This is a genomic window from Salinimonas chungwhensis DSM 16280, from assembly GCF_000378185.1.
Taxonomy (GTDB): domain Bacteria; phylum Pseudomonadota; class Gammaproteobacteria; order Enterobacterales; family Alteromonadaceae; genus Alteromonas; species Alteromonas chungwhensis.
This window is the reverse complement of record NZ_KB899389.1, coordinates 55453-80675: the sequence shown is the minus strand read 5'-3', so window position 1 is coordinate 80675 and position 25223 is coordinate 55453. Positions and strand designations below refer to the sequence as shown.

The 25223-nt window shown below is 47.3% G+C and carries 14 protein-coding genes; 7 read left to right on the top strand and 7 right to left on the bottom strand.

Annotation, left to right across the window (positions count from 1 at the left end; translation table 11 throughout):
• Positions 1–95 precede the first annotated feature (95 nt).
• The 3 genes from F458_RS0116350 (at position 96) to F458_RS0116340 (ending at position 6190) form a co-directional block, all read left to right on the top strand.
• Entirely contained in the window at positions 96–1895 is a 1800-nt protein-coding gene (locus tag F458_RS0116350; protein ID WP_018984517.1) for an ABC transporter transmembrane domain-containing protein, read from the top strand.
• Positions 1896–2033: 138 nt separating this feature from the next.
• A complete protein-coding gene (locus F458_RS0116345) occupies positions 2034–3083 on the top strand; it encodes an efflux RND transporter periplasmic adaptor subunit (protein WP_018984516.1) in 1050 nt (349 codons plus the stop codon).
• Complete coding sequence (locus tag F458_RS0116340) at positions 3083–6190, top strand: efflux RND transporter permease subunit (RefSeq protein ID WP_018984515.1); 3108 nt, start codon at positions 3083–3085, stop codon at positions 6188–6190. The genes F458_RS0116345 and F458_RS0116340 overlap by 1 nt, the downstream gene beginning before the upstream one ends.
• 65 nt (positions 6191–6255) lie before the next feature.
• On the opposite strand, the gene F458_RS0116335 is transcribed toward F458_RS0116340, so the two are convergent.
• The 5 genes from F458_RS0116335 to ffh all read right to left on the bottom strand — a co-directional run bounded on the left by F458_RS0116335 (position 6256) and on the right by ffh (position 14139).
• Positions 6256–6666 (bottom strand): tellurite resistance TerB family protein, encoded by a 411-nt coding sequence (locus tag F458_RS0116335; RefSeq protein ID WP_018984514.1) that lies wholly within the window; start codon positions 6664–6666, stop codon positions 6256–6258.
• A gap of 303 nt (positions 6667–6969) precedes the next feature.
• Complete coding sequence (locus F458_RS0116330) at positions 6970–8190, bottom strand: coiled-coil domain-containing protein (RefSeq protein ID WP_018984513.1); 1221 nt, start codon at positions 8188–8190, stop codon at positions 6970–6972.
• Entirely contained in the window at positions 8187–8822 is a 636-nt protein-coding gene (locus F458_RS0116325; protein ID WP_018984512.1) for a condensin complex protein MksE, read from the bottom strand. Before F458_RS0116325 ends, F458_RS0116330 begins: the two co-directional genes overlap by 4 nt.
• A complete protein-coding gene (locus F458_RS0116320) occupies positions 8819–12505 on the bottom strand; it encodes an ATP-binding protein (RefSeq protein ID WP_018984511.1) in 3687 nt (1228 codons plus the stop codon). Before F458_RS0116320 ends, F458_RS0116325 begins: the two co-directional genes overlap by 4 nt.
• Before the next feature lie 242 nt (positions 12506–12747).
• On the bottom strand, positions 12748–14139 hold the full coding sequence (ffh, locus tag F458_RS0116315; RefSeq protein WP_018984510.1) for a signal recognition particle protein: 1392 nt from the start codon (positions 14137–14139) through the stop codon (positions 12748–12750).
• Between the two features lie 236 nt (positions 14140–14375).
• On the opposite strand from ffh, the gene F458_RS0116310 reads away from it, so the two are divergent.
• Both F458_RS0116310 and F458_RS0116305 read left to right on the top strand, forming a co-directional pair.
• A complete protein-coding gene (locus F458_RS0116310; RefSeq protein WP_018984509.1) occupies positions 14376–15170 on the top strand; it encodes a cytochrome C assembly family protein in 795 nt (264 codons plus the stop codon).
• Between the two features lie 99 nt (positions 15171–15269).
• Positions 15270–16574: an HlyC/CorC family transporter gene (locus F458_RS0116305; RefSeq protein ID WP_018984508.1), complete on the top strand. Its 1305-nt coding sequence runs from the start codon at positions 15270–15272 to the stop codon at positions 16572–16574.
• A 7-nt stretch (positions 16575–16581) separates the two neighbouring features.
• Here F458_RS0116305 and F458_RS0116300 read toward each other — a convergent pair whose 3' ends face one another.
• Both F458_RS0116300 and sixA read right to left on the bottom strand, forming a co-directional pair.
• The gene (locus F458_RS0116300; protein WP_018984507.1) at positions 16582–16761 is read right to left on the bottom strand and encodes a hypothetical protein; all 180 of its coding nucleotides are present in this window, start codon (positions 16759–16761) and stop codon (positions 16582–16584) included.
• 184 nt (positions 16762–16945) lie between these two features.
• On the bottom strand, positions 16946–17455 hold the full coding sequence (gene sixA / locus F458_RS0116295; RefSeq protein WP_018984506.1) for a phosphohistidine phosphatase SixA: 510 nt from the start codon (positions 17453–17455) through the stop codon (positions 16946–16948).
• Between the two features lie 180 nt (positions 17456–17635).
• Between sixA and F458_RS0116290 the strand changes: the two genes are divergently transcribed.
• Together F458_RS0116290 and F458_RS0116285 are read left to right on the top strand one after the other, a co-directional pair.
• Positions 17636–20377: an insulinase family protein gene (locus F458_RS0116290; RefSeq protein ID WP_026294739.1), complete on the top strand. Its 2742-nt coding sequence runs from the start codon at positions 17636–17638 to the stop codon at positions 20375–20377.
• A gap of 197 nt (positions 20378–20574) precedes the next feature.
• Entirely contained in the window at positions 20575–25065 is a 4491-nt protein-coding gene (locus tag F458_RS0116285; protein WP_018984504.1) for an EAL domain-containing protein, read from the top strand.
• Positions 25066–25223 lie beyond the last annotated feature (158 nt).

Genomic DNA, 25223 nt, shown 5'->3' with positions numbered 1-25223 from the left:
AAATGCAAGGACAAATGCCATCTGCAAAGTAGAAACTCTGTCTAGTCTAACCGGGCATTTGAGGTACTTCACCGTAAGCCACTGTCAGCCGTCTGATGAATGCGCTATCTTATGCGGCATGTTCCCTCGCAAAAGAAGTTATCGTGTCAGGCGCATTAGAATCTGTAACCACACGCCAGGTGCTACGCTGGTTGATTTCTCACCTATCCCCTTATCGCTGGTATGTGACCGGAGCCGTGATCTCATTATTCATTGCCGCAGCCGCCTGGCTAACGCTTGGGCAGGGTGTTCGGTATGCCATTGACAACGGCTTTGTGGGTAACCAGCCCCAGACGCTCAACACCGCTGCGCTGGCCGTGCTGGCCATCTGTATTATCGCCAGCCTGGCCACTTACTGCAGGTTTTACTTAATGACCTGGCTAGGTGAACGGGTGAGTGCTGATATCCGGCTGCAGGTTTACGACCACTTGCTCACCTTGTCGCCGACTTTTTTTTCAAAGATTCGCACCGGCGAGGTAATATCCCGCTTTACCAGCGACACCACCCTACTGCAATCGGTTATTGGCATGAGTCTGTCCATGGCATTACGCTCTACGGTGACGTTTCTGGGCGCGCTGGTACTGATGGCTACAACCAGTCCGATACTCACCTTATTTGTATTACTGGCGGTGCCTGCAGTGCTTATCCCTATTCGCGTGCTGGCACCGCGGGTTCGCCGTTACGCGCGGGCCAGCCAGGATAAGGTCGCCGATCTTGGCGCCCATATCGATCAGAGCCTGCACGAAATAAGTACTGTTCAGGCTTTCAATGCACAGTCGATGGAAAGCCGGCAGTTCTCTTCTCGGGTCCAGGCGGCTTTTAACACCGCGCGCAAGCGGATTCATTACCGGTCTTTGCTCATCGGTTTGATAATGGTATTAAGTTTAAGCGCTATACTGCTTATCGCATGGGTTGGGGCCCGCCAGGTGTTTAGCGGAGAGCTCAGTGCTGGCGAGCTGTCCGCTTTTTTATTCTACGCGGTTATGGCCGGCGGAAGCGTGGCCACAATCAGCGAGGTCATTGGCGAAGTTCAACGGGGCGTAGGCGCCAGTGAACGGCTGTTAGAATTACTCGCGACGCCAAACGAAATAATACCAGGCACAGCAACACTGGATACGCATCAGAAGGCTCCGCAAATTATTATCGATGACATTGGCTTTGCCTACCCTGACTCACCACCTTTATTTACCAACTTTTCCGTCACCATCCAACCTACTGAAAAAGTCGCACTAGTCGGGGCTAGTGGTGCAGGCAAAACCACCCTTTTCCAGTTACTTTTGCGCTTCTATGATGTTCAGCAAGGCCAGATAAAATTAGCCGGAAAGCCGATTACCGATATCACCCTGCGCTCCTTACGGGAGCATATTGCGATAGTGACCCAGGACTCTGTTATATTTGCCACGACCGTGTTCGAGAATATTCGCTACGGACGCCCGCAGGCAACGGATGAAGAAGTAATTGCCGCAGCAAAATCGGCGTTTGCGCATGCTTTTATTGAAGAGCTCGAAAACGGCTACGATACCGAGTTGGGGGAACGCGGTGTGCGTTTATCCGGTGGCCAGCGCCAGCGCATTGCCATTGCCCGGGCCATTCTCGCCAACCGCCCTGTCTTGCTGCTGGATGAGGCAACCAGTGCGCTAGATGCCCGCAGTGAAAAAATGGTGCAACAGGCACTCAACCGTTTGATGGAAGGACGAACCACCATCGTTATTGCGCACCGTCTGGCTACTGTTCAACATGCCGATCGCATCGTAGTCATGGACAAAGGGCGTATAGTTGCCCAGGGAACCCACGAGATGTTGATGAAAAGCGACACTTTGTACCGACAATACGCTGAATTGCAATTGCTTAGCTAGTCACCTTATGGTGCTATATCTATCACGTTGCAAGAACGTTAATCATAAGCAACGTTCGAACTATTTTAATGTGTTGTTCGTTTGATTACTCAACGAACAGTACTCGAGTTCGCAATCAATTTTCTCGATGGAACTATGATGTCTAAATATGTAATTGGAAAAGGCTTGCTGGCAAGCCTGAGTTTCGCGTTGTGCGCGCTCGCTTTGCCTGTACAGAGCCAGTACTTCGGCGATAATCAGGCCAAGATTGTTGTACTGGAAGAAGTTGCTTTTCAAAATGAAACGAAAGAGGTTGAAGCTGTGGGCACAGCGGAAGCCGTTCGTTCAGTCACGTTATTTTCACCGGTGTCAGACGAAGTTACCGAAGTAAACTTCGTGCCCGGTCAATACGTGGAGAAAGGAAAAGTATTAGTTAAGCTTGATGATCGTCGCCAGCAGGTTGCCGTTCGTCGGGCAAAACTGCAGCTTGAAGATACAGCTCGCACTTTCAAAAGATTGCAGGAAAGTCATAATCGTGGTGCCGTCTCTGAAAGCGAGTTCGATTTAGCCAGAACTCAACGTGATTTAGCTGAAGTCACGCTGCTGGAGGCGCAGGCCGATCTGGAAGACCGCACCATTGAGGCACCATTCAGTGGTGTGGTGGGGTTAACCGATGTTGAGGTGGGAGACCGTATCAATGAGCAGACAGCTATCACGACTATCGATGACAGAAGTAAGCTCTTTGTAAATTTTAAAGCACCGGAAGCGGCGTTATCTGTGCTGATGAATAACCCCAAAGTGACACTGGAACCCTGGACTAACCGCAATAAAACGATAAGCGCCGACATCGCTGAAGTCGACTCCCGCATTAATGAGGAAGATCGCACTATGCGAGCACGCGCCGTGTTGGACAATAGCAACGACAACTACCGGCCAGGGATGAGCTTTCGGGTAAATCTGTCGATAGATGGTAATCGCTTTGCTGCAATTCCCGAAGCGGCGTTATTATGGGGCGCGAATGGCGCCTATGTGTGGATTTCAGAAAATGGTAAAGCTAAGCGTGTTGATGTTGAAGTCCACCAGCGCTTGCGTGGCACAATTTTAGTTTCCGGCAGTCTTAAACAGGGCGACTTATTAATTTCCGAAGGCGTTCAGCGTCTGCGAGCTGGTCAGGACGTTACCACGGAACTGGCGCGGAGCGCCGAATAATGAGCCATCTTACTTCCCAGAATAATGATCTTCCCTCTACGGCGATTCGTCGTCCGGTACTTATTGTTGTATTAAACCTGTTGGTCGTTATTGCTGGTTTTGCTGCCCTTAATGGTCTTGAGGTACGTGAACTGCCTGATGTTGATACACCCACCATTACCGTTACTGCTCAATTGCCGGGCGGCTCACCGGAAACTGTTGACGCCGAAGTTACCAGTCGGCTTGAGGGCGCTGTTGCCCGGGTCAGCGGTGTACAGAATATTTACGCCCAAAGTGAAGAAAACAGTGCCCGGGTGCGGGTTGAATTTCGACCTGGTATCAACCTTGAGGATGCGGCCAGCGAAACCCGGGAATCAGTAAGCCGGGTACAGCGGCAGCTTCCTGAAGATGTTGAACAGGTGGCCATCATTCGTGCCGATAACGACGCACAGGCTGTGGTGAGTCTGGCGGTTTCCTCATCAACGCTGGATATGGAAACACTGACTGAACGGGTCGACACAGATTTAGCGCCGCTGTTCTTAAGTATTCCGGGGGTAGCTGATGTGCAGCTTAACGGCAACCGCGAGCGGGTATTGCGGGTATCAGTAGACCCTTTGCGGCTGACCAGTTATGGCCTTTCCATGACCGATGTGGCTGATGCATTAAGACTGGCACCGTTCGATGTACCTGCAGGCAGTATTCAATCTGAAGATCAGTCACTTATCGTGCGGGCTGACGCGACATCTGTGAGCGCCGAAGATGTCTCCTCTATTGTTCTGAATAATGATGTACGCATCGGTGATATCGCCAGTGTTTATTTTGGCCCGGCCGATACTACCAGTATGGTAAGACTGGATGGTAAGCCTGTTATTGGTTTGGGTGTGATTCGGCAGGCCAGCTCTAACACTATTGAAATTTCTGATGAAGTACGCGCCATGGTCAGTCAGTTAAACCAGCGGTTTGCTGATATGGATATCGTAATCACCTCAGATGATGCAGAATTTATTCGTGATTCAGTGGGTGAAGTTATTCAGTCGCTCAGTATCACCGTATTGCTGGTGGTGTTTACGCTATTGGTCTTTATCGGGTCCTGGCGAGCGACTATCGTTCCGGCATTATCTATCCCTGTTTCCCTGGCCGGTGCGCTGGGCATAATTTGGGCGCTGGGGTTCTCGATAAACATTCTGACACTGCTGGCGTTAGTACTCGCCACCGGAATGATAGTGGACGATGCTATAGTAGTATCTGAAAATATTCAGCGCCGGCGGGCGTCTGGCCTCGGTGCAAGGGCTGCCGCTGTAGTCGGCTCTCGAGAAGTGTTTTTCGCGGTTGTTGCAACTACCGCAGTGCTGGCCTCTGTATTTATTCCCATTGCATTTTTACCCTCCACTGCCGGACGCTTATTCCGGGAATTCGGCGGCGTTCTGGCCGGCGCAGTAATTATCTCCTCTTTTGTGGCGCTGTCACTGGTTCCTGCACTTACTGCGCGATTACCTTTGAAAAATCACAAACCCGGTGGTTTTTTTGATAAGACACTGGGCCGTTTTGGCTACGCCTGTTTGTCTGGGTATCAGCGTTCTTTAAACTGGTGTTTGCGACATGGTTGGGTGGTGATAATTCTTAGCCTGATTGCAGCCGGCGGTGCCTGGTTCCTTTCTAAAAACATAAAAAGTGAATTGTTACCTAGTGAAGATCGCGGAACTATCCGCATTTTTGCCCGTGGACCCGACGGCGCAGGTATCAATTTTATGGACCGGCAAGCGGTACGTATGGAAGAAGTTTTGCTCCCCTACGTCGAAAATGGCACGGTGGATTCTATCTACACGGTCGTAGGTTCATGGGATCCCAACATTGTATTTATCACCGCGCCACTCAAACACTGGGACGATCGGGACAAATCTTTACAAGACGTGGTGGAAGAGATCCGTCCGGTTCTGCAATCTATTCCAGGGGCGCCAGGTAATGCCTTTGGTGGTAACAGTCTAAATTTACGCGGCCAGGGTGGCGGCCTTGAGATCGCCTTAACCGGCGACAGTTACGAACGCATTTTCCAGGCTGCACGAGACTATGCAGCGAAAATTGAGGAAACCATCCCTGAGTTGGGTACCCCCCGAATCAGTTACGAACCTACTCAGCCCCAGATGCGCATAAATATTGATCGTCGTCGCGCCGATGAGTTGGGTGTGCCACTTAACGATATTGCTACAACATTACGTGCTGCGGTAAATGGCGATGATATCGCTGATTTGAATGTTGGTGACCAGTCTATTCCAATTATGTTGCAGTCACGCAATCGAAATACCAGCAACCCCGCTGATTTGACTAACCTCTATGTGAAATCAGAATCTGGAAACCTGGTGCCTCTTTCCAGTATTGCCTATATCACAGAAGAAGGTGTGGCGGCCGAACTGGAACGCCAGGCCCAGCGCCGGGCGATAGAGATGGAAATGGATTTACCGGAAGATGTGCCTATTAATGAAGCGGTTGAGAAACTTCGTGGTTTACAGGACACCCTGCCAGATGGAATTGGGCTGATATTCTTAGGCGAGGCACAAACTTATGAGGAGACATCCCAGCAAGTTGCCATCACCTACGTTCTGGCATTTATCATCGTGTTGCTAGTATTAGCGGCACAGTTTGAAAGTGTCAACAGTGCTGTGGTAGTGATGTTGACCGTGCCCTTTGGTATTGCTGCAGCCATTTATGCACTGTTCTTAACCAATACTACAATTAATGTTTATTCGCAGATAGGGTTAGTGATGCTCATTGGCCTGTTGGCAAAAAATGCGATTCTGTTAATTGAATTTGCTGACCAGTTGCGGGATCGTGGCTACGAAATTTACGATGCGATTGTCGAAGCCGGTAAAGTCAGGCTAAGGCCCATTATGATGACACTGGTCTCAACGGTCTTAGGAGGCTTGCCGCTGATTCTGTCTACCGGTGCCGGGGCAGAGGCGAGAAATGCTATAGGCTGGGTGGTCTTTGGTGGCCTTGGTATCGCGGTGGTTTTCACCCTATACCTGACTCCTGTTCTCTATCTGGGATTAGCACGGTTTACCAAACCCCGCGCTGATGAAAGTCAGCGGCTGGAAAACGAGCTGGATACGGCAAGTCAGCAATCTCTGTAATACGCTGAACCATGGAAAGCAAAAGGCCGCAGATTCTGCGGCTTTTTTCATGTTTTTGCTGATTATCAGGAGGCGGTCACAGACTGCGATGGTGGCTGAGAATTACTGGTCAGGGCTTTTGCAAGCATTTTATGGGTGAGCAGCGATAAAATTTCAGTTTCTTCATCACTTCGGTTTCCGTCCACTCCTGTAATCGCCATGGCGACTTCCATCGCTCTGTGCGCATCAAACTCAAGATCATCCTTAAATTCACGCAAATAAGTCATGACTGCACCGGTATCCAGTGCCTTTCTGGTTTGGTAGATGACATCATTTAAAAATGCCTCACGACAGATAGGGCTCTCCCACAATAAACTGTCGACCATTTCCTCCAGGTAATCCTGTTCGGTCAATGTCACTTTATTGTCTATTTGATAAAGCAATACAGCCAGACGAATGAGCGCCTGATTAAATGATTGTTGATTGGATAACTGCATACTAACTCCTTCGCAAACATGTTCTTTGCGAATCATTATTGAAGCATCCCGCTTCGTTTTTGTGATGATGTGTAGGGTATAAGCTACGTCGCGGTTACATAACGTGAAACAAGCGACCATCGAACTACGCATTCTGTTAAAGGATAGTTCAGCACGCGGGAAAATACCTGTTTGGACGGACAAAAGCTGAGCAAGTAAGTCTAATTAATAAAAGCCACTTATACACAATTGAGGGTTTGGCGTACCACCCATTGCCACCTTAAAGAGCTGACACTGAGCGGTCATTCACAACGCAATAGGTTATTAACGCAACCCCAGGGTTATGTCATTGATGTAAAAGTTACCGCTGAAAGTAGGGTCCGTCTGACCAGTGGTATCAAGAGCAAAAAACTGCTTATCCTGTTCATCCAGTGCCTGATACCCGCCAATGACCTGATAAATCCAGGCCTCAGGATCAAATGTCAGTGATTTCTGTGCATAATACGTCAACGCAGAGCACGGTTGTCCAGAATCGATGACATCGCAAAAGTAGGCTTCCACAGCTAACTGAATGGGTGCTTTATCAAGTGCCACCGACTCTTGCTCGCTAACATCGATGTCTGCAGCAGAGGCCTGGGGCACTGTCGTCTCTTTGCGTCGTTGAATATCGGTCAGCGCGGCGATAATCTGATAGTGCTCATTTTCCTGTCCAACATTGTTTACATCAACATGGGCATCACCGAGTAAATCGGCAGACTGGTTAAACAATACGGGGACCCCGCTAAGATTGGCATAATTACCCGGAGCAAAGTCTGGCTGTTGCTCCATATGTAATAAGAAACCTTTGAGTAACCGGGTGCGTCCCTGAAATTCACGAAAGCGTCCCAGCAAGTCAAGCAGACGCGCCTGAGCGACAGCAAGTTCCTGGGCCGCTTTGGAAAAATTTTGTTGCAGTGCTACTACTAGCAACTGGCGTAGCTCTCGGTTACTGCCCGCCAGCTCACTAAGCTCGTCAAACCGAAAACATTCCAGTTGCGTCAGCAGCTCTGACACCTGACTTTGGGCAAGTTCGTTTTCGCGGATTTTTGCTTCTACCGATGCCACGTAGCCGAATTCATTATTAATTCGGCTGAACATCACCCGAACACTGTTAGCCAGAGATTCGGTAAGCTGATAGACATGCTCGGTCAAGTCTGTCATGTGCGCATGCGCTTCATTAAACCGTGAGTAATGTAACGCTTCTTTATAATGCTCAGTAAGTGTTTTCAGACTGGCCAGCGAGGCGCCGATATTGGCGTTGATGGTGCGATTGCGCTCATCCTGCAGACTGCCTTCTAACAGCGTTCTTACGGCTGCTTTTAATCGTAAAGAACTTTGTGGGTCAGGACGCCATAACACCTGCAACTGAACAAGTTGATCCAGTACTTTTTTGCTGTACACCTGCTCATTGACGTGACCGGTAAGATACGCCTGCATTATAAGTTCACTGTGGCGACCCAGTGCATTGAGTAGTTTGCCTCCCGCCTCTACCAGCGCCTGACTCATAACAGGTTGCCCTGACTAATCGCCGCCTCAGCCTGTTCTGACAATGAAAGAGACTCTGTTTCGTCAATGAACTTAAGCATATCGTACAGGTGCTCTATCCGACCGGTAGCCAGATAAATCTGCTTGTCCTGGTTAGGTTTTATCAGATACCCCATATCAGTAAGCCGTCTGAAAACCTGTTTTAACTGGCCATCCAGGTTGACGCTTGTGGAGTTGAACAGTCGATACCGGGATATCTTTTCCAGCTGCTCCGCATAGGCAGGTGTATCTTCTATCACTGACTGCAATTCGTTTAGCCGAATAGCACTGCCCATCGTGACAGGCATGTCTGCCTCACTAGCCTGCTGAACCAGAACCAACCACTCCACCAGTGGTACCAGTGCAGAAGTGGTCTCCTGAAACTGATTTTGCAATACCTTGCGCTCGTCATCACCAAGAGACAAATACGCCGCAAAAAACACCTCTCCGTCAGCTGCACTCGTCAGGGTGCGGTTCAGCAAATTCAGATGGGGCTCCAGCTTGTCCGCATTTTCGCGACGTTTCAGAAAGCGCCAGGCTTCTTCATCGGTTACCTGACAGATGAACTTTCCTTCCAGCAACTGGCTGAGAACATGACCGGTTTGAGACATCATGCTGACGCTTCCTCCTGGGTACGACGGGATTGAATTCGTTCGGCAATGGCACTGGTTTTTGGCTGCACTACCTGTAATTTGCGACTGACCTTATCAATAAGGTAACGATTTTCAAACAGGGATAACACATCCGATTCCGGGTTCGGAAACGCGCCGACCACGCAAATGTTGTTTTTCTGGCAGGCGTCGAATATCTTTTTAACATTGCTTTGATGCAAGGTACCCAGCTCATCAATAGGCCAATGCACGGTCGTATTGTCATCGGTCCGCAACAATCGTGTAAAGGCCAGTAAGAACTTACAAAGTATGAGGTAAGCCATGCCGTGACTGGAAGACTCGTTAAGTTGTCGGTCAGTACGAATGATGAGATCACTATTCCCCTCACGCAGATGCAGCTCAATATCCAGTAATTTGCTTATACCACCGGTAAGGGCTGCGCGACCCAGAATATCCAGAACCTGACGCATACTATGGCCATATTCTTCATCCGGCAGCTCTGTTGCACCCGATCCCATCCACTCATCGTATAATGCGCGGAACTGCTCCAGTTCAGGCCAGAATTCCAGCTCACTAATGCGCGAACGGATTTTCACAGCGGATTCGGTAACCCCATCAAGAAACAATTCACTGTCGACTTCTTTAGTAATACGACGACTCTGGCTGACAATGCGCTTATCGATATCTGCCAATACATAATAATACTGGGTCAGATCGGCACCAAAAATTCGTCCCTGCTCTTTAAGCCCCTGTAATTTCTGCGGCACAATCACATTAAGTAGCTGCGCCAGATGTGTAACCATTCTTCTGTGATCAATTCCTTTTACACCCTGTGCACTAATAACGGCACACTCCTGCCGCGCACGTTCCCATGTATCGGATAGCCCGGTTCCGGCCTGGGCGGCAATCAACTGGTCAAATCGTTCGACATAACTGCGCACATCTGCGGTTAATTCTTCGCGTTCCTGTAACAGATTCTGAGCCTGTGACAGGCGTTGACTTACCGTGGCATCCTCGGTGATCTGCTGCACCCCGGCGTCACCTGTGTCCAGGGACAATTTCGCGAGGGTTTTAAGTAGCCCGGTGACCTGATCACGTTGTTCACTGGTGGTTTTGAGCGTCACCTCCAGGGTTTGTTGCGCTTCCCCCAGCTGCTCACGGGTATCGCGGTAAGCAGTGTGTTCCTGCGCCAGGCTACGTTCTGCCTCAGACAGTGATTTACGTGCATCACTTAAACTGTTTTGCCAGGTTATCTTGTAGCCGGTAAATACCGTTTGGTACCACCGCTCATAATCACTGACTTTATGGCGCTGAGATTCTGTTTTGTAAATACTGTCTTTTAACGCTTTGATGCGCTTTTTGAGTTGCGCTATTTCATCTACATCAACACCACGGTTGTTCAGTTCACTTTCAAGCCATGCATCCATTTCCCGCCGATCGCTGGCAGCCAAATCTTTGGCTTTTCTAATATCTGCATCACACTGAGCGACCTGGGCGTCTGTATCTGCGATAAGCTGCTGCCAGTGGAATTTATGTTCCGTCTGAGCCTCGCGTAGCTGGTCACTAAGTTCCTCTTTATCTAGCTCAAACTGGGCTTTGATTTTCTGCTGCGACTGAGTATTCGATTCCAGCCTGGTCTTCGCCTTTTGCTTTCGCTCAGACAAGGCCTGCTGATACTCAGTTAACAACGCATCTTTATCCTGTTGCGCCCTCTTACGGGCAGATTCAGCACTTCTGATTAAGTTATCTTTCTGAGTCAGGACAAGTTCTGCATTTCTTACATCTTCGTTGGCTTTAGCCAGAGTCTGCTCACATTCAGTTTGGTGTTCAAGCGCATTTTGCTGTCGCTGCTGCGCATCCTGCAGCTGTATTTTTAACGCTTGCTCACTCTGCGCGTAAGCCGGTGTTTCAAGCACTTCAGTTGCCAGGGTGATACCAAAAATACTGGTGTTATCATCACTCAATCCGGGCGTAAGATCATTGCGCTGCAGAAGTTCCGGTCGCAGTACTTTGCCAAAGGTTTGCTCCCAGTTGCTGGCATTCTTACGCAGATACTCCAGCAAAGAACCCTCGCCGGGAAAAAGCAGTTGCTCCACCGCCCCAACCGAGGCTTCTTCTTTCTGATACTGCTGCCGGGCTTTTTCCAGTGATTGTGACGCGGCCTCCCGTGCCTGCTGTAACTTAAGATGTCGCGACTGTGCCTGACGGTATTCAGTACGCATGCTATCTTCGTGAATTGTCGCTTCTTTAATGCTGGCGTCCATTAAATCCAATTGTGACTGCTCGAATTCATTGAAGCCGATATTATTTACGCTCGCCCGCAGTTCAGCCTCTGTCACTTTAAGCTCACTAAGCCGGGACTGGAAAGCCTCGCTCAGAGATTGCTGGCGGGTCGCAAACTGCCCGTTGATACTGTGCAACGTCTCACTTTCCTGCTGTTGCTGCGTGCTACGCTTTTCCGCTGCTTCCTGGCGCGCAGCGGATAGTTGCTCGAGCGTGACAGAGAGTTTTTCTCCTGCTTCTGCCAGTCGCCTGGCGTACGCTGATTCGATATCCTGATGCTTTTCCGTCAGTAAACTGTAGCGGCCTGAAACTGTTTCCAGCTCATTTTGCCATTGCGACAAGTTGGCCACATTCTCGCGCAACTGTTCAATATCCTCGGCCTGCCAGTTATCATATTCTTTTTCCACACCTTCCAGTTCACTGGTGAACTTTTCTAAATCTGCGCGGGCTGCAGAAACGGTCTGGTTGAGAGCATCTCTGCGCTCGTACCACTGATTATCATTTTGTTTGCGGGCAAACTGGTTGTCATCAAGTTCAGACTTGCTTTGCTCTACCCGCGCAGCTAACTGACATTTATCCTGCTCAAACTGGTGTTTCAAACGCGCGAGTGTTTGTTCAGCAGATGTTAGCGCAAGATTAGCCTGTTCAAGCTTGGTGAACTCGGGCCGAATTTTATCGAATTGTTTGATCAACTGGCATTCGCGTAACCAATCGTCCACCCGGTGACGACTTAAATTCGAGGTTGGTGGCTGAACGCCATCTTCTTCCAAAATAGCAGCAATCATGGCTTTAATGGTTTCCATTTTGCCTTCTTTTGAATGGACTGCTTTAGCCAGCTTTTCCATGTGTCGAATATGTGATTGCGACGCGCACAAACTGAAGATCCGCGCGTAACCTAGAAGCTCGCGGGCATTGCTGCTTTGATTTAAGACACTGTGATCATTTTGGAGAATGGCCCTGAAATCTTTGGTATTAAGCTGACTGGTCACCAGCACATCGTTGCGCTTCATTGCCCGGGCCAGCTCTATACTGGAGACACTGCCGTGTTTTTGATTTTTTTGTTCAAACAGATAATCATCTATTTCGAAGGGCTTACCGATAAAGCGATAATTAACACCACTTCCCCCAGACGATAAAACAGCCTGACATAGCTCATCATCAGAGCGGGTATATTCATAAATAATAAAGCTGGACGTACGGGGCAGATACCATTTTTCAAAGCTGTCTCGAGTGGCAGGCACCACCCGGCTGGGGTATTCGCCGTAAAATACTGGTATCAGACGTTGCAAGGTGGTCTTGCCTGATGCATTTGTACCACAAATATTGGTGTGGCCATCAAGCTTGAGTTCCACAACTCCCGGCAGATGCGTGTCAATTAGAATAATGCGTTTTAAACCAGCCATAAAAATCCTGTTGTTACGTGGCGACTGCTGCGTAGTATTATTTTTGAAGTGGGCAGGTGATGTTGAGAGTTGGCGACTTGATTGTCAGTCGCGTTACCCACGTTTGCAGCGCACGAAAGTGTATTATTATTTGTGATAATTTCCCAGTATCGATATGCCTGGGCGCGTATCTGCCATAAGCGCTATGGTGCATAATAAAAAAAGCCGCCAAATCGGGCGGCTGTTTTTCAACGAGCAATGCATTAGCGAGGCGGAAACATACCGCCGCCCCCGCCCATGCCGCCACCACCTGGTGGCATCATGCCCTTCATCTGGCGCATCATTTTTTTCATACCGCCGCCCGACATTTTTTTCATCATTTTCTGCATTTGGGTAAACTGTTTAAGCAAACGGTTTACATCCTGGATCTGTGTTCCGGAGCCTGCTGCAATTCGGCGCTTTCGTGACCCTTTAATGATATCAGGTCTGGCGCGCTCCCCGGGAGTCATAGAGTTGATGATTGCTTCCATTTGATTAAATTGCTTGTCATTGGCACTGTCTTTGAGCTTTTCAGACATATTGCCCATGCCCGGCATCTTGTCCATGAGCCCCATCATGCCACCCATGTTTTTCATCTGCTCAAGCTGCTCTTTAAAATCCTGCAGATCAAACCCTTTGCCTTTCTGAACTTTTTTCGCAAGCTTCTGGGCTTTGTCTTTATCAACCTTGCGCTCTACATCTTCAATCAGGCTAAGAACATCGCCCATGCCAAGAATTCGTGAAGCAACGCGCTCCGGATGGAAGGGCTCAAGTGCATCGACTTTTTCACCCATCCCCATGAACTTTATCGGTTTACCGGTGATTTGTCGCACAGACAACGCAGCACCACCACGTGCGTCCCCGTCGGCTTTAGTTAAAATAACGCCGGTTAGTGGCAGCGCATCATTGAACGCTTTGGCTGTGTTTGCGGCATCCTGGCCGGTCATAGCATCGACCACAAAGAGTGTCTCGATGGGGTCGACCGCTTTATGCAACGCTTTTATTTCATCCATCATGTCGTTATCAACATGCAGACGACCGGCAGTATCTACCAGCAAAACATCATAAAACTGCTTGCGGGCCTCATCAATGGCGCCGTTAACAATGTCGACAGGACTTTGCAGTACCGTGGATGGGTGAAACCCAACCTCGACTTCATTGGCCAGGGTTTCCAGCTGTTTAATGGCGGCAGGTCGGTAAATATCCGCACTTACCACCATTACCTTTTTCTTTTCACGCTCAGTCAGGTATTTAGCCAGCTTGCCGACACTGGTAGTTTTACCAGCCCCCTGCAGACCAGCCATCAGGACAACGGCCGGCGGCTTGGTAGCCAGGTTAAGCTTTTCGTTCGCCTCACCCATCACCGCTTCAAGTTCGGACTGAACAATTTTTATGAACACTTGTCCGGGCTTAAGACTTTTGGACACTTCTGTGCCCACAGCGCGGGCTTTCACCTGGGCGACAAAATCTTTAACGACAGGTAACGCAACGTCGGCCTCAAGTAGAGCCATCCGTACTTCGCGAAGTGTCTCTTTGATATTGTCTTCGGTGAGACGCCCCCGCCCGCTGATATTTCGCAGCGACTGGCCGAGACGATCTGATAAATTCTCAAACATACAAAGCAGTCTTCTTATTGATAAAAATTAACAGGCAATAGTATAACGAAATTTAGCCGCTGAACGTACCATTGATATCACTCTTTTGCCATTAACGTGAATGTGAAACGGTAAAATACCATAGCAATGGTTGAATTTGGCCGTGACATGCAGTATCAATAGCGGCGGGGAGCATTTTTTTGTTGCTGTGAGGCAGTCTCCGCGCCCTTCAGGAATGTGTTTTTACGGGAATTTTGATGACCACGCCTTTTGCCATTGCGGCTATTATTTTTTATCTTTTCAGTGCCTTTTTATTCATGAGGCGTTTTGTCCAGCACCAACCCGCCAATGAGAACGCGATACCGTTAATCGCCGCCGCGGTGGCAGCGTTAGCTCATATCGCATTTCTCACGCAGGCGATCATTATCGCACCCGGACAGAATATGAGTATAACCAACGTCATGTCACTGGTCTCATGGCTTATTACTGCGGCAATGCTGGGCTCATCAAAAATCTTACCCAACCAAATTCTGCTGCCCGTAGTATTTTGTTTTTCTGCGTTAACTGTGGCGGCATCCTTGCTTATTCCCGTTGAACACATCATGCATATTCAGCTTCAGCCAGGGCTACTTATTCACATCACCTTGTCATTGTTTGCATACGGTACGCTGGTTATCGCATTTTTATATGCGCTGCAAATGTCCTATATCACTTATCGCCTGAAGCAAAAGGGCTCCAGCTTGTTACATTCCTCCCTCCCCCCGTTGATGATGGTTGAGGGTATGATGTTCAAATTGGTTCAGATTGGCACCGTACTGCTGGTGATTTCCCTGGTGAGCGGTTTTGTTTTTCTGGAAGATATGTTCAGTCGGCTTTATGCCCACAAAACTGTACTTTCCATGTTTGCGCTGATTCTTTATGTTATTGTACTCGCCGGCCAAAAACTACGTGGCTGGCGCGCCAGACAGGTTATTTTGCTCAATGTAATCGGCGTGCTACTGTTAACAGTGGCTTATTTTGGCAGCCGTTTTGTGCGCGAAATTTTATTATAAGCGGTGCTTTCTTTAGTTGAGAACCGCTTAGACACGGGCTTAATCGTGCAAACCATATTTAAAATTTATAGATTGACGATCAGTACAGGAACCCAATAGTTGGACGACATATCTACCGGCACCCTTTTTATTGTTTTAGCGGTGCTAATACTCTTTTCTGCCTATTTCTCCAGTTCTGAAACCGGCATGATGTCGATAAACCGTTATCGACTAAAGCATCTACAAAAGGAAGGCAATCGCGGAGCAAACCGGGTTCAGCGCTTGTTGGAACGCCCTGACCGTTTGATAGGCCTGATTCTGATTGGCAACAATCTGGTTAACATTGCCGCCTCATCAATAGCCACCATTATTTGCGTGCGTTTATTTGGTGACTACTGGGGCTTTTTTGCCACAACCTTCGGGCTAACGCTGATTCTGCTTATTTTTGCAGAAGTGACGCCCAAAACCCTGGCGGCCCTTTATCCGGAAAAAATAGCTTTCCCAAGTTCCTTGATCTTGTTACCGCTGCTTACCGTGATGTACCCTTTTGTCGCATTGATCAACAGTATTACCAACGGCATACTTTACCTTTTGCGGATAAATCCGACCAGCGGCAGTGATGATTCACTGAGCCGTGAAGAGCTGCGAACTGTGGTATACGAAGCTGGCACGATGATACCCAAAAAACACCAGGATATGCTGGTAAGTATCCTGGATCTAGAAAGTGTTACCGCAGAAGACATCATGGTGCCCCGGGCGGAAATTTTTGCCATTGATATCAATGATGACTGGAAAAAAATTCAAAAACAGTTAACCAGTTCCCAACATACCCGGGTATTGCTATACCGCGACAAAGTTGACGATGCAGTTGGCTTTGTGCATGTTCGTGACGCATTGCGCTTGTTGTCAAAAGACCAGTTCACAAAATCTAGTCTGTTACGGGCGGTAAGAGAGATCTACTTCACGCCCGAGTCTACCCCTTTGCATACGCTGATGTACAAGTTCCAGGCTGAAAAAGAACGCATTGCCCTGGTCGTCGATGAGTACGGAGATATCATGGGATTGGTTACGCTGGAGGATATTTTAGAAGAGATCATTGGTGATTTTACCACCAGCATGGTTCCTGATCACAGCAAAGAAGTAAACGTCCAGCAAGATGGCAGTGTATTGATTGACGGCAGTGCAAATATTCGGGATTTGAATAAAGAGATGAACTGGGCGTTACCCATAGAAGGTCCCAAAACGCTAAATGGGCTTATATTAGAGTATCTTGAAGAAATTCCGGAGAATAAGGTAAGTGTTCGGCTGGCTGGTTACCCGGTCGAAATTGTCGATATTAATGAAAACATGATTAAAACTGTGCGCATTATGCCGGAGTTTTATGCGCCTCAGTCCGATCCCGATAAATCTAAAATGGCGGAATAAGTCCTTATTATTTTTTTACCTGATTGCGACGGGCAACGACCTGAGCTTTAGCGGCTGCTACCTTTGCTGAAAGATTATTTAGCTTACCCATAAGCACTTTCATTTCTTCGTCTTCGCGCAAATCAGATGCGGCCAGGTGACTTTCCAGCGAGCGCCGCAGTAGTTCCGGTATTGATTTCGTAGTCATGCTGATATTACCCTTTCATGTTACCTTTCCGGTATCTTCATGTCCGGATAGCAACTAAACTCTCACTACACCTTATATCGGTCACTTTCAACATTTCTAAAGTGTCGTCGTCACATTAAGTCATACTGTCAAAAAAATGACAGGGTATGCAAAGCATAATTCTACTGGTGTGAAACCGCTGAACTTAACTGCCCTGGTAATGCTCTAAGAGACTACCACGGTGGCCCTTACCGGAATAATCGATTACCGCGACAGCGCCCGTTGCGAACAGTGGCATACGCTGTATCTGACAAATTTCATCCAGCAAGTAGCTGACAAAGGGCATGTGACTGACTATTAACAATGTCTTTAAAGGTTTATGTTTGGACAAGGATTGTTGCAGAAGCGCATCAATGTAATCATGGCAAAGGTGAATATCACCATCAGGCACGATATCCTGGCAAATCTGGCTGTTTAGAAACTTGTGGTGGTGGCCCATCATGTCCAGGGTTTGGCGGGTTCGTTGATACGGTGATACCAGGGCTAAGTCGATAGAGTCATTTTGACTGTACTTTTTAAGCCAGTTTGACGTAGTTAGAGACTGAGTTCGACCATATTCCGTTAGTTGTCTGGAACGATCGTCTCGACGAGCAGGCTCGGCTTCGCCATGGCGCATAATAAATAGCAAGGTAGAGTCGCTGCTTTGACGTGACATTACATTATTAATAGTATAGAGAACTGCTGCATTACAATATCAGAATCAGGTTTTAACGCCTAGCGATATTGGCACCCGATTATGTATTCATACTTACGCCTCACCCGATTGTGCTGTTCTGGAGGCTGTTAAAACACTCACTTTATGTGAGTGTAGTTAATTCTTTGACCTGAGAGTATTTTGACAACATTAAATTTAGCACAATCAAGGTTTTTCACCTTACCCAATGGCCTGCGTGTCATGCTTTGTCCACCTCCCCAGGGAACATCTGCCTATGTTTCAATGGCGGTAAAAGCAGGGCACTTTTTCGATCCGCAAACTTATCCAGGACTGGCGCATTTACTGGAACATGCATTATTTCTTGGTAGCAGACATCTGCCAAAAGCTAACGCCATCAACGATTTGATAGAGCGTTGTGGCGGGATGCTCAATGCCTGGACAGGCACAGAGTACGCTAATTATCATTTTCATTGTCACGAAAGCACGCTGCCTTCATTGCTGCCGGCCTTTGCTGACATGCTTGCTCACCCACTACTTGAGCAGGATGCGTTGCAGAAAGAAGTGGAGGCCATTGATGCGGAATTCAAATTCAAGCGAAAAGATGATTTGCGCCGCCTTTATCAGATTCACAAAGAAACGTGTAATCCGGCCCACCCTTTTAGTAAATTTTCCGTGGGTAATGCAGATATTTTTCAACGTAATGGTATTGAGGCTCTGCAAGAAGCGCTGACAGAACATCACCGGACGTTTTATGGCGGTAGCAATATGACGCTTTGTATTTTTAGCGCCATCCCGGCTGATACTCTAATTCCCTTGATTAAAAAACAGTTTGGCATTCTGCCTGCCGGTGAACCTGCCCCTTGCCAATGGCCGGCACTGTACCTACCCGAACAGCTTGGTACCCAGATTACCATTGAACCGTTACAGGCAGCTCGACGAATGATCGTAACGTTCCCGCTGCCACCATTACATAACGACTATAAAGTCAAACCTCTGGATTATATCAGCCATCTGTTGGGTGACGAGGGAGAAGGTTCGTTACTTAATTATCTTAAGAACCGCAATTGGGTCACAAATTTGATTGCGGGGAGCGGTATTGAAGGAGACGACTTTAAAGATTTTAATGTGAGTTTTCAGTTAACCCAGGACGGGCTGACCCATCGTGAAGAAATTCTCATGGCATTATTCAGCTTTTTGACGCTGTTAAGGCAAGGTCTTGCAGAACAATGGCGCTACGATGAAAAAATGCAATTACACGCTTTAGCCTATCAGTACGAAGATTCACCCAAGCTGATGCCTGTCGCCTGTGAATATGCTCAGCACCTGTTTATCTATGATTTCGATGAAATTCCTCTTCTCAGAGCGCCGGTAGAAACCTACGACAGCAATAGCCTTGAACACGCTCTTAGCTATTTTACCCCGTCACGAATAAGGGTAAAGGTGATAGCACCGGGCATTGATACTGATAAGGTCTGCGACTATTATAACGCAAAGTACAGTATTAGCAGATTACCCGACACATTAGTTGAGAATCTTAGTCAGGCTGGTGTACCGAAAAATATGGCACTTCCGCCGCCTAATCCTTATCTCGGTGATGCCTACACGCTATGCCTGCCAGACAATGACTATGCGTTGCCTAAATTAATCTGTCAAAAACAGGGGTATCGAAGCTGGTTTGCACAGGATCACCAGTTTCACACCCCTAAAGGCGATATTTACCTTTCATTTGATACCGCTGGATTTTGTTCTGACGTTAATGCCACCGCAGCTAAACGCATTTGGCTTGCTTGTTTAAATGATAAGCTCCAGTCGCAGTATTATCGTGCAGAGATAGCCGGATTGCATTATCGTTTATATGGCCACCAGGCTGGGTTCAGCCTCCACACCAGAGGTTTCACTAACCAGCAGGTCTTGCTGGCAAAACAGTTGATTAAAGCGATAAACACCACGGTTCCTAACAAAGAACAATTTGCCTTGCGCAAGTCGATGCAGATACAGAATTTGCAGAACTCTCTGCTAAATAAGCCGACTAACCGCTTGTTTTCTCGTCTTAGCGTGCTGATTCAGCGCAATACCCAGGCCCCGGTTGACTTATTGAGCGCCGTAAATGCATGCACATACGACGACATGATGGTGACTGCTGAATCAGCCATGTCTAAGTACTATCTTGAAACGTTTATGCATGGAAACTGGTTAGCCGAAGAAGCGGAACAGTTCAGTGCAGACGTCAATATTTTGACGCCCCAGGCGTCGGGAGAGGCGCTTGCTCGTTCTGTATCCCGCCTGCCCACCGGTAAAACACTGATTCATCAGGTTCCCAGCGAGCATGATGATGCTGCTGTGGTGCTTTATTTGCAGGCGCCCAGTGCAACTATCGAAGACACTGTGATGTGCATGGTATTGGAACAAATGCTGGCAGGCCCTTTCTTCAATGTGTTGCGCACACAAAAACAATTAGGCTATGTGGTAGGTACGGGCTACGTGCCTCACAATCAGCATCCCGGGATGGCATTGTATGTCCAAAGTCCGCGTTACTCTGCTCAAGACATTCTTGCCGAAATAACTCATTTTCTGTTCGACCAGCTAAATGAAATTGATTACTACAGTGCCTACTGGAAAAATATTCAGGAAAATCTGCTCAAACAACTCGATGAGCAGGATCTCTCGCTATCGATGAAATCTCAAAGATTATGGATTAGTCTGGGCACGGCAGATTATACATTTAATCGAAATGCCCGGCTTGCACGCTGTGTGAACGCATTGTCCTTTGATAAAGTCAGAAATTATGCGCAGCGCGTTGCCAATCGAGAACTCTATGGCGAGTTGGTATTGTTTGCCCAAGGCCATTTCAATACCCACACAATGCCCTCAGGCCTGCGAGTAGATGACATCGCCGAATTTAAAAATATGTTGAACCACTAATATTTCGCGTTGTACCTGGTTTAAGAAGGTACAACGCAAAATGTACAAAAAACCCCCACCCCTTTTGTTTCGGACAAAAAAAAGTTGTAGAGAATGAGTGATTTGGGCATATTGGGCTCTCGGATTGAACGAACTTTGCCGATATAATAATTAAACTAATAATGATAAGGCTATCTAAGCCATTCAAAGGTGTTTTGGTGCGCTCAACCATTGCTCGCTTCTTTACAATAGTCATGCTGGGGTGTTGCGGACCGTTATTTTTGACTGCTGCACATGCTGTTTCGGTGACTGATATTTACTTCGAAGAACTAACCCTTCGAGACGGGCTATCCGACACTACCATTCTGGATATCGCTGAAGGCCCCGACGGGTACATCTGGGTTGCCACGCTAGGCGGCCTTAATCGGTATTCCGGATATGAATTTAAACAATATTCGCCCGATGACACGGATCCTGCATCACTGCCCTCAGGTGTAGTCAGATCTCTTCACGTTACTGCAGACGGTGCGCTATGGGCAGGTACCCTCAATGGCCTGGCGCGATACCAGCCAGAAACAGATAATTTCCAGGTTTATAATCAGTCAAACTCAGCATTAAAATCCAATAGTATTTCCTATATTGGTGCCGGGACGAATGGTAATTTGCTTATTGGTGCCGGAACCCGGCTCTATAGCTTTGATATTGATAGCCAAATAATCAAACCCTATGACAGCGGGCTGCAGTTTGATTCGCATATAGTTACGCTTCATGATGAAGCCTCAAAGCTCTTAATCGGTACTTACAGCGATGGCTTGTATATATATGATAAAACCAGGCAAGAGTTATTTTCTGCCACGGATGTTAATCCGTTTTCATTTAATATTGATGCACCACGCATAAGAGACATTGCGGTCATTCAGGGTGATTACTGGGTAGCGAGCAACAATGGTGTCTACCAAATTGCCGCTTCCGGGAAAATTAAACAGCATCTGAATGTTCAATCCCACCCCCTGATTGGCTCTGACAATATTTTTGAGATTCTGGAAATCGATGGTGACATCTGGCTGGGTACTGACAATAACCTATCTATCTACTCACCTGAGCAACAAAAGTTTGTCTCTATCGGCCCGCAAAATGCTGAACTGACCGGCCTGACTCAGCGCTATATTCTTTCCGGCCTGCAGGACTCTACCGGTAAAATCTGGATGGGGTCGTATCATGGTTTGTTTAAATACAACCCGAACAAAGATGGCAGCCGTTTATTTTCTAACGAAAAAGCCTTTCAGGAAAAAACAGAAGGTAACGCCATTTGGGCACTGGACGAGGATCCCAAGGGTTATATCTGGTTTGTTACTCAAAGTGAGGGGCTGGGTCGCTTTGATAAAAAAAGCGGTACAATTGATTACTTTCTTGAAAAGTCCGGAAAAACCTTTTGGGATTTCATAATAGATGACAACGGACTATTCTGGATTGCAAGCTCAGATGGCCTTACTGTCTATCAATATTCTAGTAACACACTTGAAGAAATTACTACATTCTTTAGCTCTAAACTCATTGACACCATCCTCTATAAAGATGGAACTATATGGTTTTCACCTACAGATGAAGACGTTCATCTCAACTCTATTCATACCAAGCTAATAAAAAATGTTGAAACTCAAAAAGATTTCTCAAATTTGCTAGAGACGCACATTGTCGATGAAGCGTCTGCTAAAAGCTCCATTACTTACATAGACTCAAAAGGAAGAATTTGGGTCGCTTCTTACGATAAAATTATAATCTATGACCCCAATTCGAGAAGAGTAGTCAAGGAAATAACTTTACCTGGCACAAGTAGCAGAGTGTTCTTTGTGTATGAATGGAAGAACTCATTTTGGCTAGTCAATACCAACAATACTATTTTTCAGTTAAATGACAAAAGTTTTCAGATTAAACGACAGTCACAAATGAGCCAGGCTGACGGTACAGTGCTATCGGCGCAGGGTGTTGATAGCAGTATCTGGATAACAACCAACAACACTATTTACCAGTTGGATCTATTAACGCTGGAGAGGCAAACTACTCTTTATCTTGAAGAACTGAATTATAACGATTTTAATGAAAACTCCGTGCTACAGGCCTCTACCGGCGAACTTATTTTTGGTGGCGCAAAAGGTTTCAATATCATCAAACCATCAGAGATGGCAGTGGATGCAGCCTCATCCACTGCCACCAGAACGCCTGAAATTACGAGTATTCGGGCTTTTGGTGATAACGCCACAGATAATAATCTTAAAGCCTTAAGCAGACAGTATGATGTTGAACTTGAGTATGATGAATCCCGCTTTACCATTCAGTACGAACTGGTCAACCCCACCAATCCGACGCTGGTTGATTACCGGCATCGTTTGACCGGGTTTGATGATAAGTGGATAGACGCGGAGAAAAATCGCACTGCACAATTTAATAATGTCTCATTTGGCACTTATGTGTTTGAGGTACAGGCAAAAGAAAAGGGGAAATCGTGGTCAGACTCAGCATCACGCACTATTCGGGTTGGTCGGCCACCCTGGCTGCACACAGCAGCGCTGATATTCTACATAATTGTTCTTAGCGCATTCTTGCTGTTTCTTTTGCGTCAGTATCAGGTTCGCAAACAGAATCAACAGGCCATTCGTGAGTCTGAGGAACGACTGAAACTTACCCTGTGGAGTAGCGGTGATGAGTTATGGGACTGGGATGTGTATCGCGGCCAGGTTTACCGCTCCAACACCTGGGGCACACTGGATTTCCCCCAGGATAACATCCGCACATCCACCGCCTATGATGCCAATATACACCCCAATGATTTATTGCGGGTGCAGGAAGCGCTGACCACCCACCTGGAAGATAAAACCGATTTTTATGAACTGGCTTACCGGGCTAAAACCTTCAGCAATCAGTGGATATGGATTTTAGACAGAGGCAAGGTAGTTACCCGGGATCACAATAATCAGCCGGTGCGCATGACGGGTACCCTCAAGAATATACACCATCTTAAGGAAGCCGAAGAGCAGCTAAATTTGTTTAAACGCTCTATCGAAAATATTTCTGAAGGCGTCTTTATAACCAACACTAAATTTAAGTTTATTTCGGTAAACAATGCGTATTGCACATACACCGGCGAAACCCGGGACCAGGCCCTGGCGTCGTACATGTATTTTCATCAGTATCCAGAAGCATTTACCGAGGAGATAAAAAAGACCCTCAAAACCAAAGGCAACTGGTTTGGCGAGGTAGAGTCAATTCGGGTAAATGGTGAGAAATTTGAAATCGAGCTGAATATTGATGCAGTTCATGATGAAGATGGCAGAATAAGTCATTTTGTAGGGGTGTTTTCTGATATCACTTCCCGTAAGAGCACGGAAAAAGAACTTCTTAAGCTGGCAAACGCCGATCCGCTAACGGATCTTCCCAATCGATCATTTTTTCAGGCCAGCCACCAGAACCTGGTGAGACGGTCGGAAACCCATGCGTTGCTGTGCCTGGATATGGACAACTTTAAAAAGATCAACGATTCCCTGGGCCATCAAACCGGCGATGTATTGATTAAACAAATTGCCAAGCGGATTCAGCGCATGACCGGCACTACTGCCACCTGCTATCGTCTTGGTGGTGATGAGTTCAGCGTGCTGCTGGAAGATAAATCTGACATCCATACCATTACGCATTTTGCGCAGGGGTTGCTGGATACTCTTTCGCGTCCCTTTATTATCAACAAGCAAGAATTTGTACTGGGCGCCAGTATCGGTATTGCCTTTTACCCTGAAGACGGAGCCACCTCGCAGGAGATGCTCAAAAATGCCGACACAGCCATGTACTTTGCCAAAAACAACGGCGGCAACAGCTATAAGTTTTTCAGCGGTGAAATGAACCAGAATGCTGTACGTCAGCTACAGATTGAAAACCTGATTCGTCAGGGCATCAAAGATGATTTGTTTACCGTATATTATCAGCCCAAGGTAGATATCTTTACCGGCCGACTGGTAAGTATGGAAGCACTTGTGCGATTTGAGCATCCCCACAAAGGTATAGTCAGCCCGGGACAGTTTATTCCGCTGGCGGAACAAACTGGTCAAATTATTGAAATCGGTGAACAGGTCTTAAGAAAAGCACTAAAAGACACCAAACGCTGGGTAAAGCAGGGGATATTCACCGGTCGGGTTGCCGTAAATATTTCTGCCAAACAGTTTGAGTTACCGGATCTGGATGAACGGATTATTCGGGTGCTGAATGAAATTGGTTTGTCCCCACTGCATCTGGAATGTGAGCTTACTGAGGGTACCCTGATGGAACATCCTGAGCAGGGCCTGCGCATGATGGAGCGATTGCGTGAGCGCGGTATACATCTGGCGCTGGATGATTTTGGTACCGGCTATTCTTCGTTGGCGTACTTAAAACGCTTTCCTCTTAATACGTTAAAAATTGATAAAGCTTTTATTGATGATATCGCTAAAAGTAATATTGACCGCCATATGACAGCGTCTATTATTAACATTGCTCATAATCTTGGTCTCAAAGTAGTAGCAGAAGGCGTAGAGCATGAAGACCAGCTATCGATTTTGCGTCAGTATGAATGTGAAATGTTGCAAGGGTATCTCTACAGTAAACCGCTACCCGCTGATCGCTTTGAACAGCTACTAAACGAAAATCAAAAACTACACGAGCTTATCAATCAGCCAAAACCGTAAATTTCTGCCAGCGTTGCACCGCGCTGGCAATTCTCTGCTTATTTGAGAAATCTTCATTACCTTCACACCATCAAGTTTCATACATAGCCTCTCAGGCTACGTCATATTTTTGACGCCGAGCCTCTATTGAACAAATAAGTAACTGTAAATAAAGGTGT

Excerpts from the sequence above, each read along its gene's own strand:
- F458_RS0116345 (WP_018984516.1), top strand. The coding sequence starts at position 2,034 with ATGTCTAAATATGTAATTGGAAAAGGCTTGCTGGCAAGCCTGAGTTTC.
- F458_RS0116325 (WP_018984512.1), bottom strand. The coding sequence starts at position 8,822 with ATGATGTCTCAAACCGGTCATGTTCTCAGCCAGTTGCTGGAAGGAAAG.
- F458_RS0116335 (WP_018984514.1), bottom strand. The coding sequence starts at position 6,666 with ATGCAGTTATCCAATCAACAATCATTTAATCAGGCGCTCATTCGTCTG.
- F458_RS0116330 (WP_018984513.1), bottom strand. The coding sequence starts at position 8,190 with ATGAGTCAGGCGCTGGTAGAGGCGGGAGGCAAACTACTCAATGCACTG.
- sixA (WP_018984506.1), bottom strand. The coding sequence starts at position 17,455 with ATGTCACGTCAAAGCAGCGACTCTACCTTGCTATTTATTATGCGCCAT.
- ffh (WP_018984510.1), bottom strand. The coding sequence starts at position 14,139 with ATGTTTGAGAATTTATCAGATCGTCTCGGCCAGTCGCTGCGAAATATC.
- F458_RS0116310 (WP_018984509.1), top strand. The coding sequence starts at position 14,376 with ATGACCACGCCTTTTGCCATTGCGGCTATTATTTTTTATCTTTTCAGT.
- F458_RS0116350 (WP_018984517.1), top strand. The coding sequence starts at position 96 with ATGAATGCGCTATCTTATGCGGCATGTTCCCTCGCAAAAGAAGTTATC.
- F458_RS0116320 (WP_018984511.1), bottom strand. The coding sequence starts at position 12,505 with ATGGCTGGTTTAAAACGCATTATTCTAATTGACACGCATCTGCCGGGA.
- F458_RS0116340 (WP_018984515.1), top strand. The coding sequence starts at position 3,083 with ATGAGCCATCTTACTTCCCAGAATAATGATCTTCCCTCTACGGCGATT.
- F458_RS0116300 (WP_018984507.1), bottom strand. The coding sequence starts at position 16,761 with ATGACTACGAAATCAATACCGGAACTACTGCGGCGCTCGCTGGAAAGT.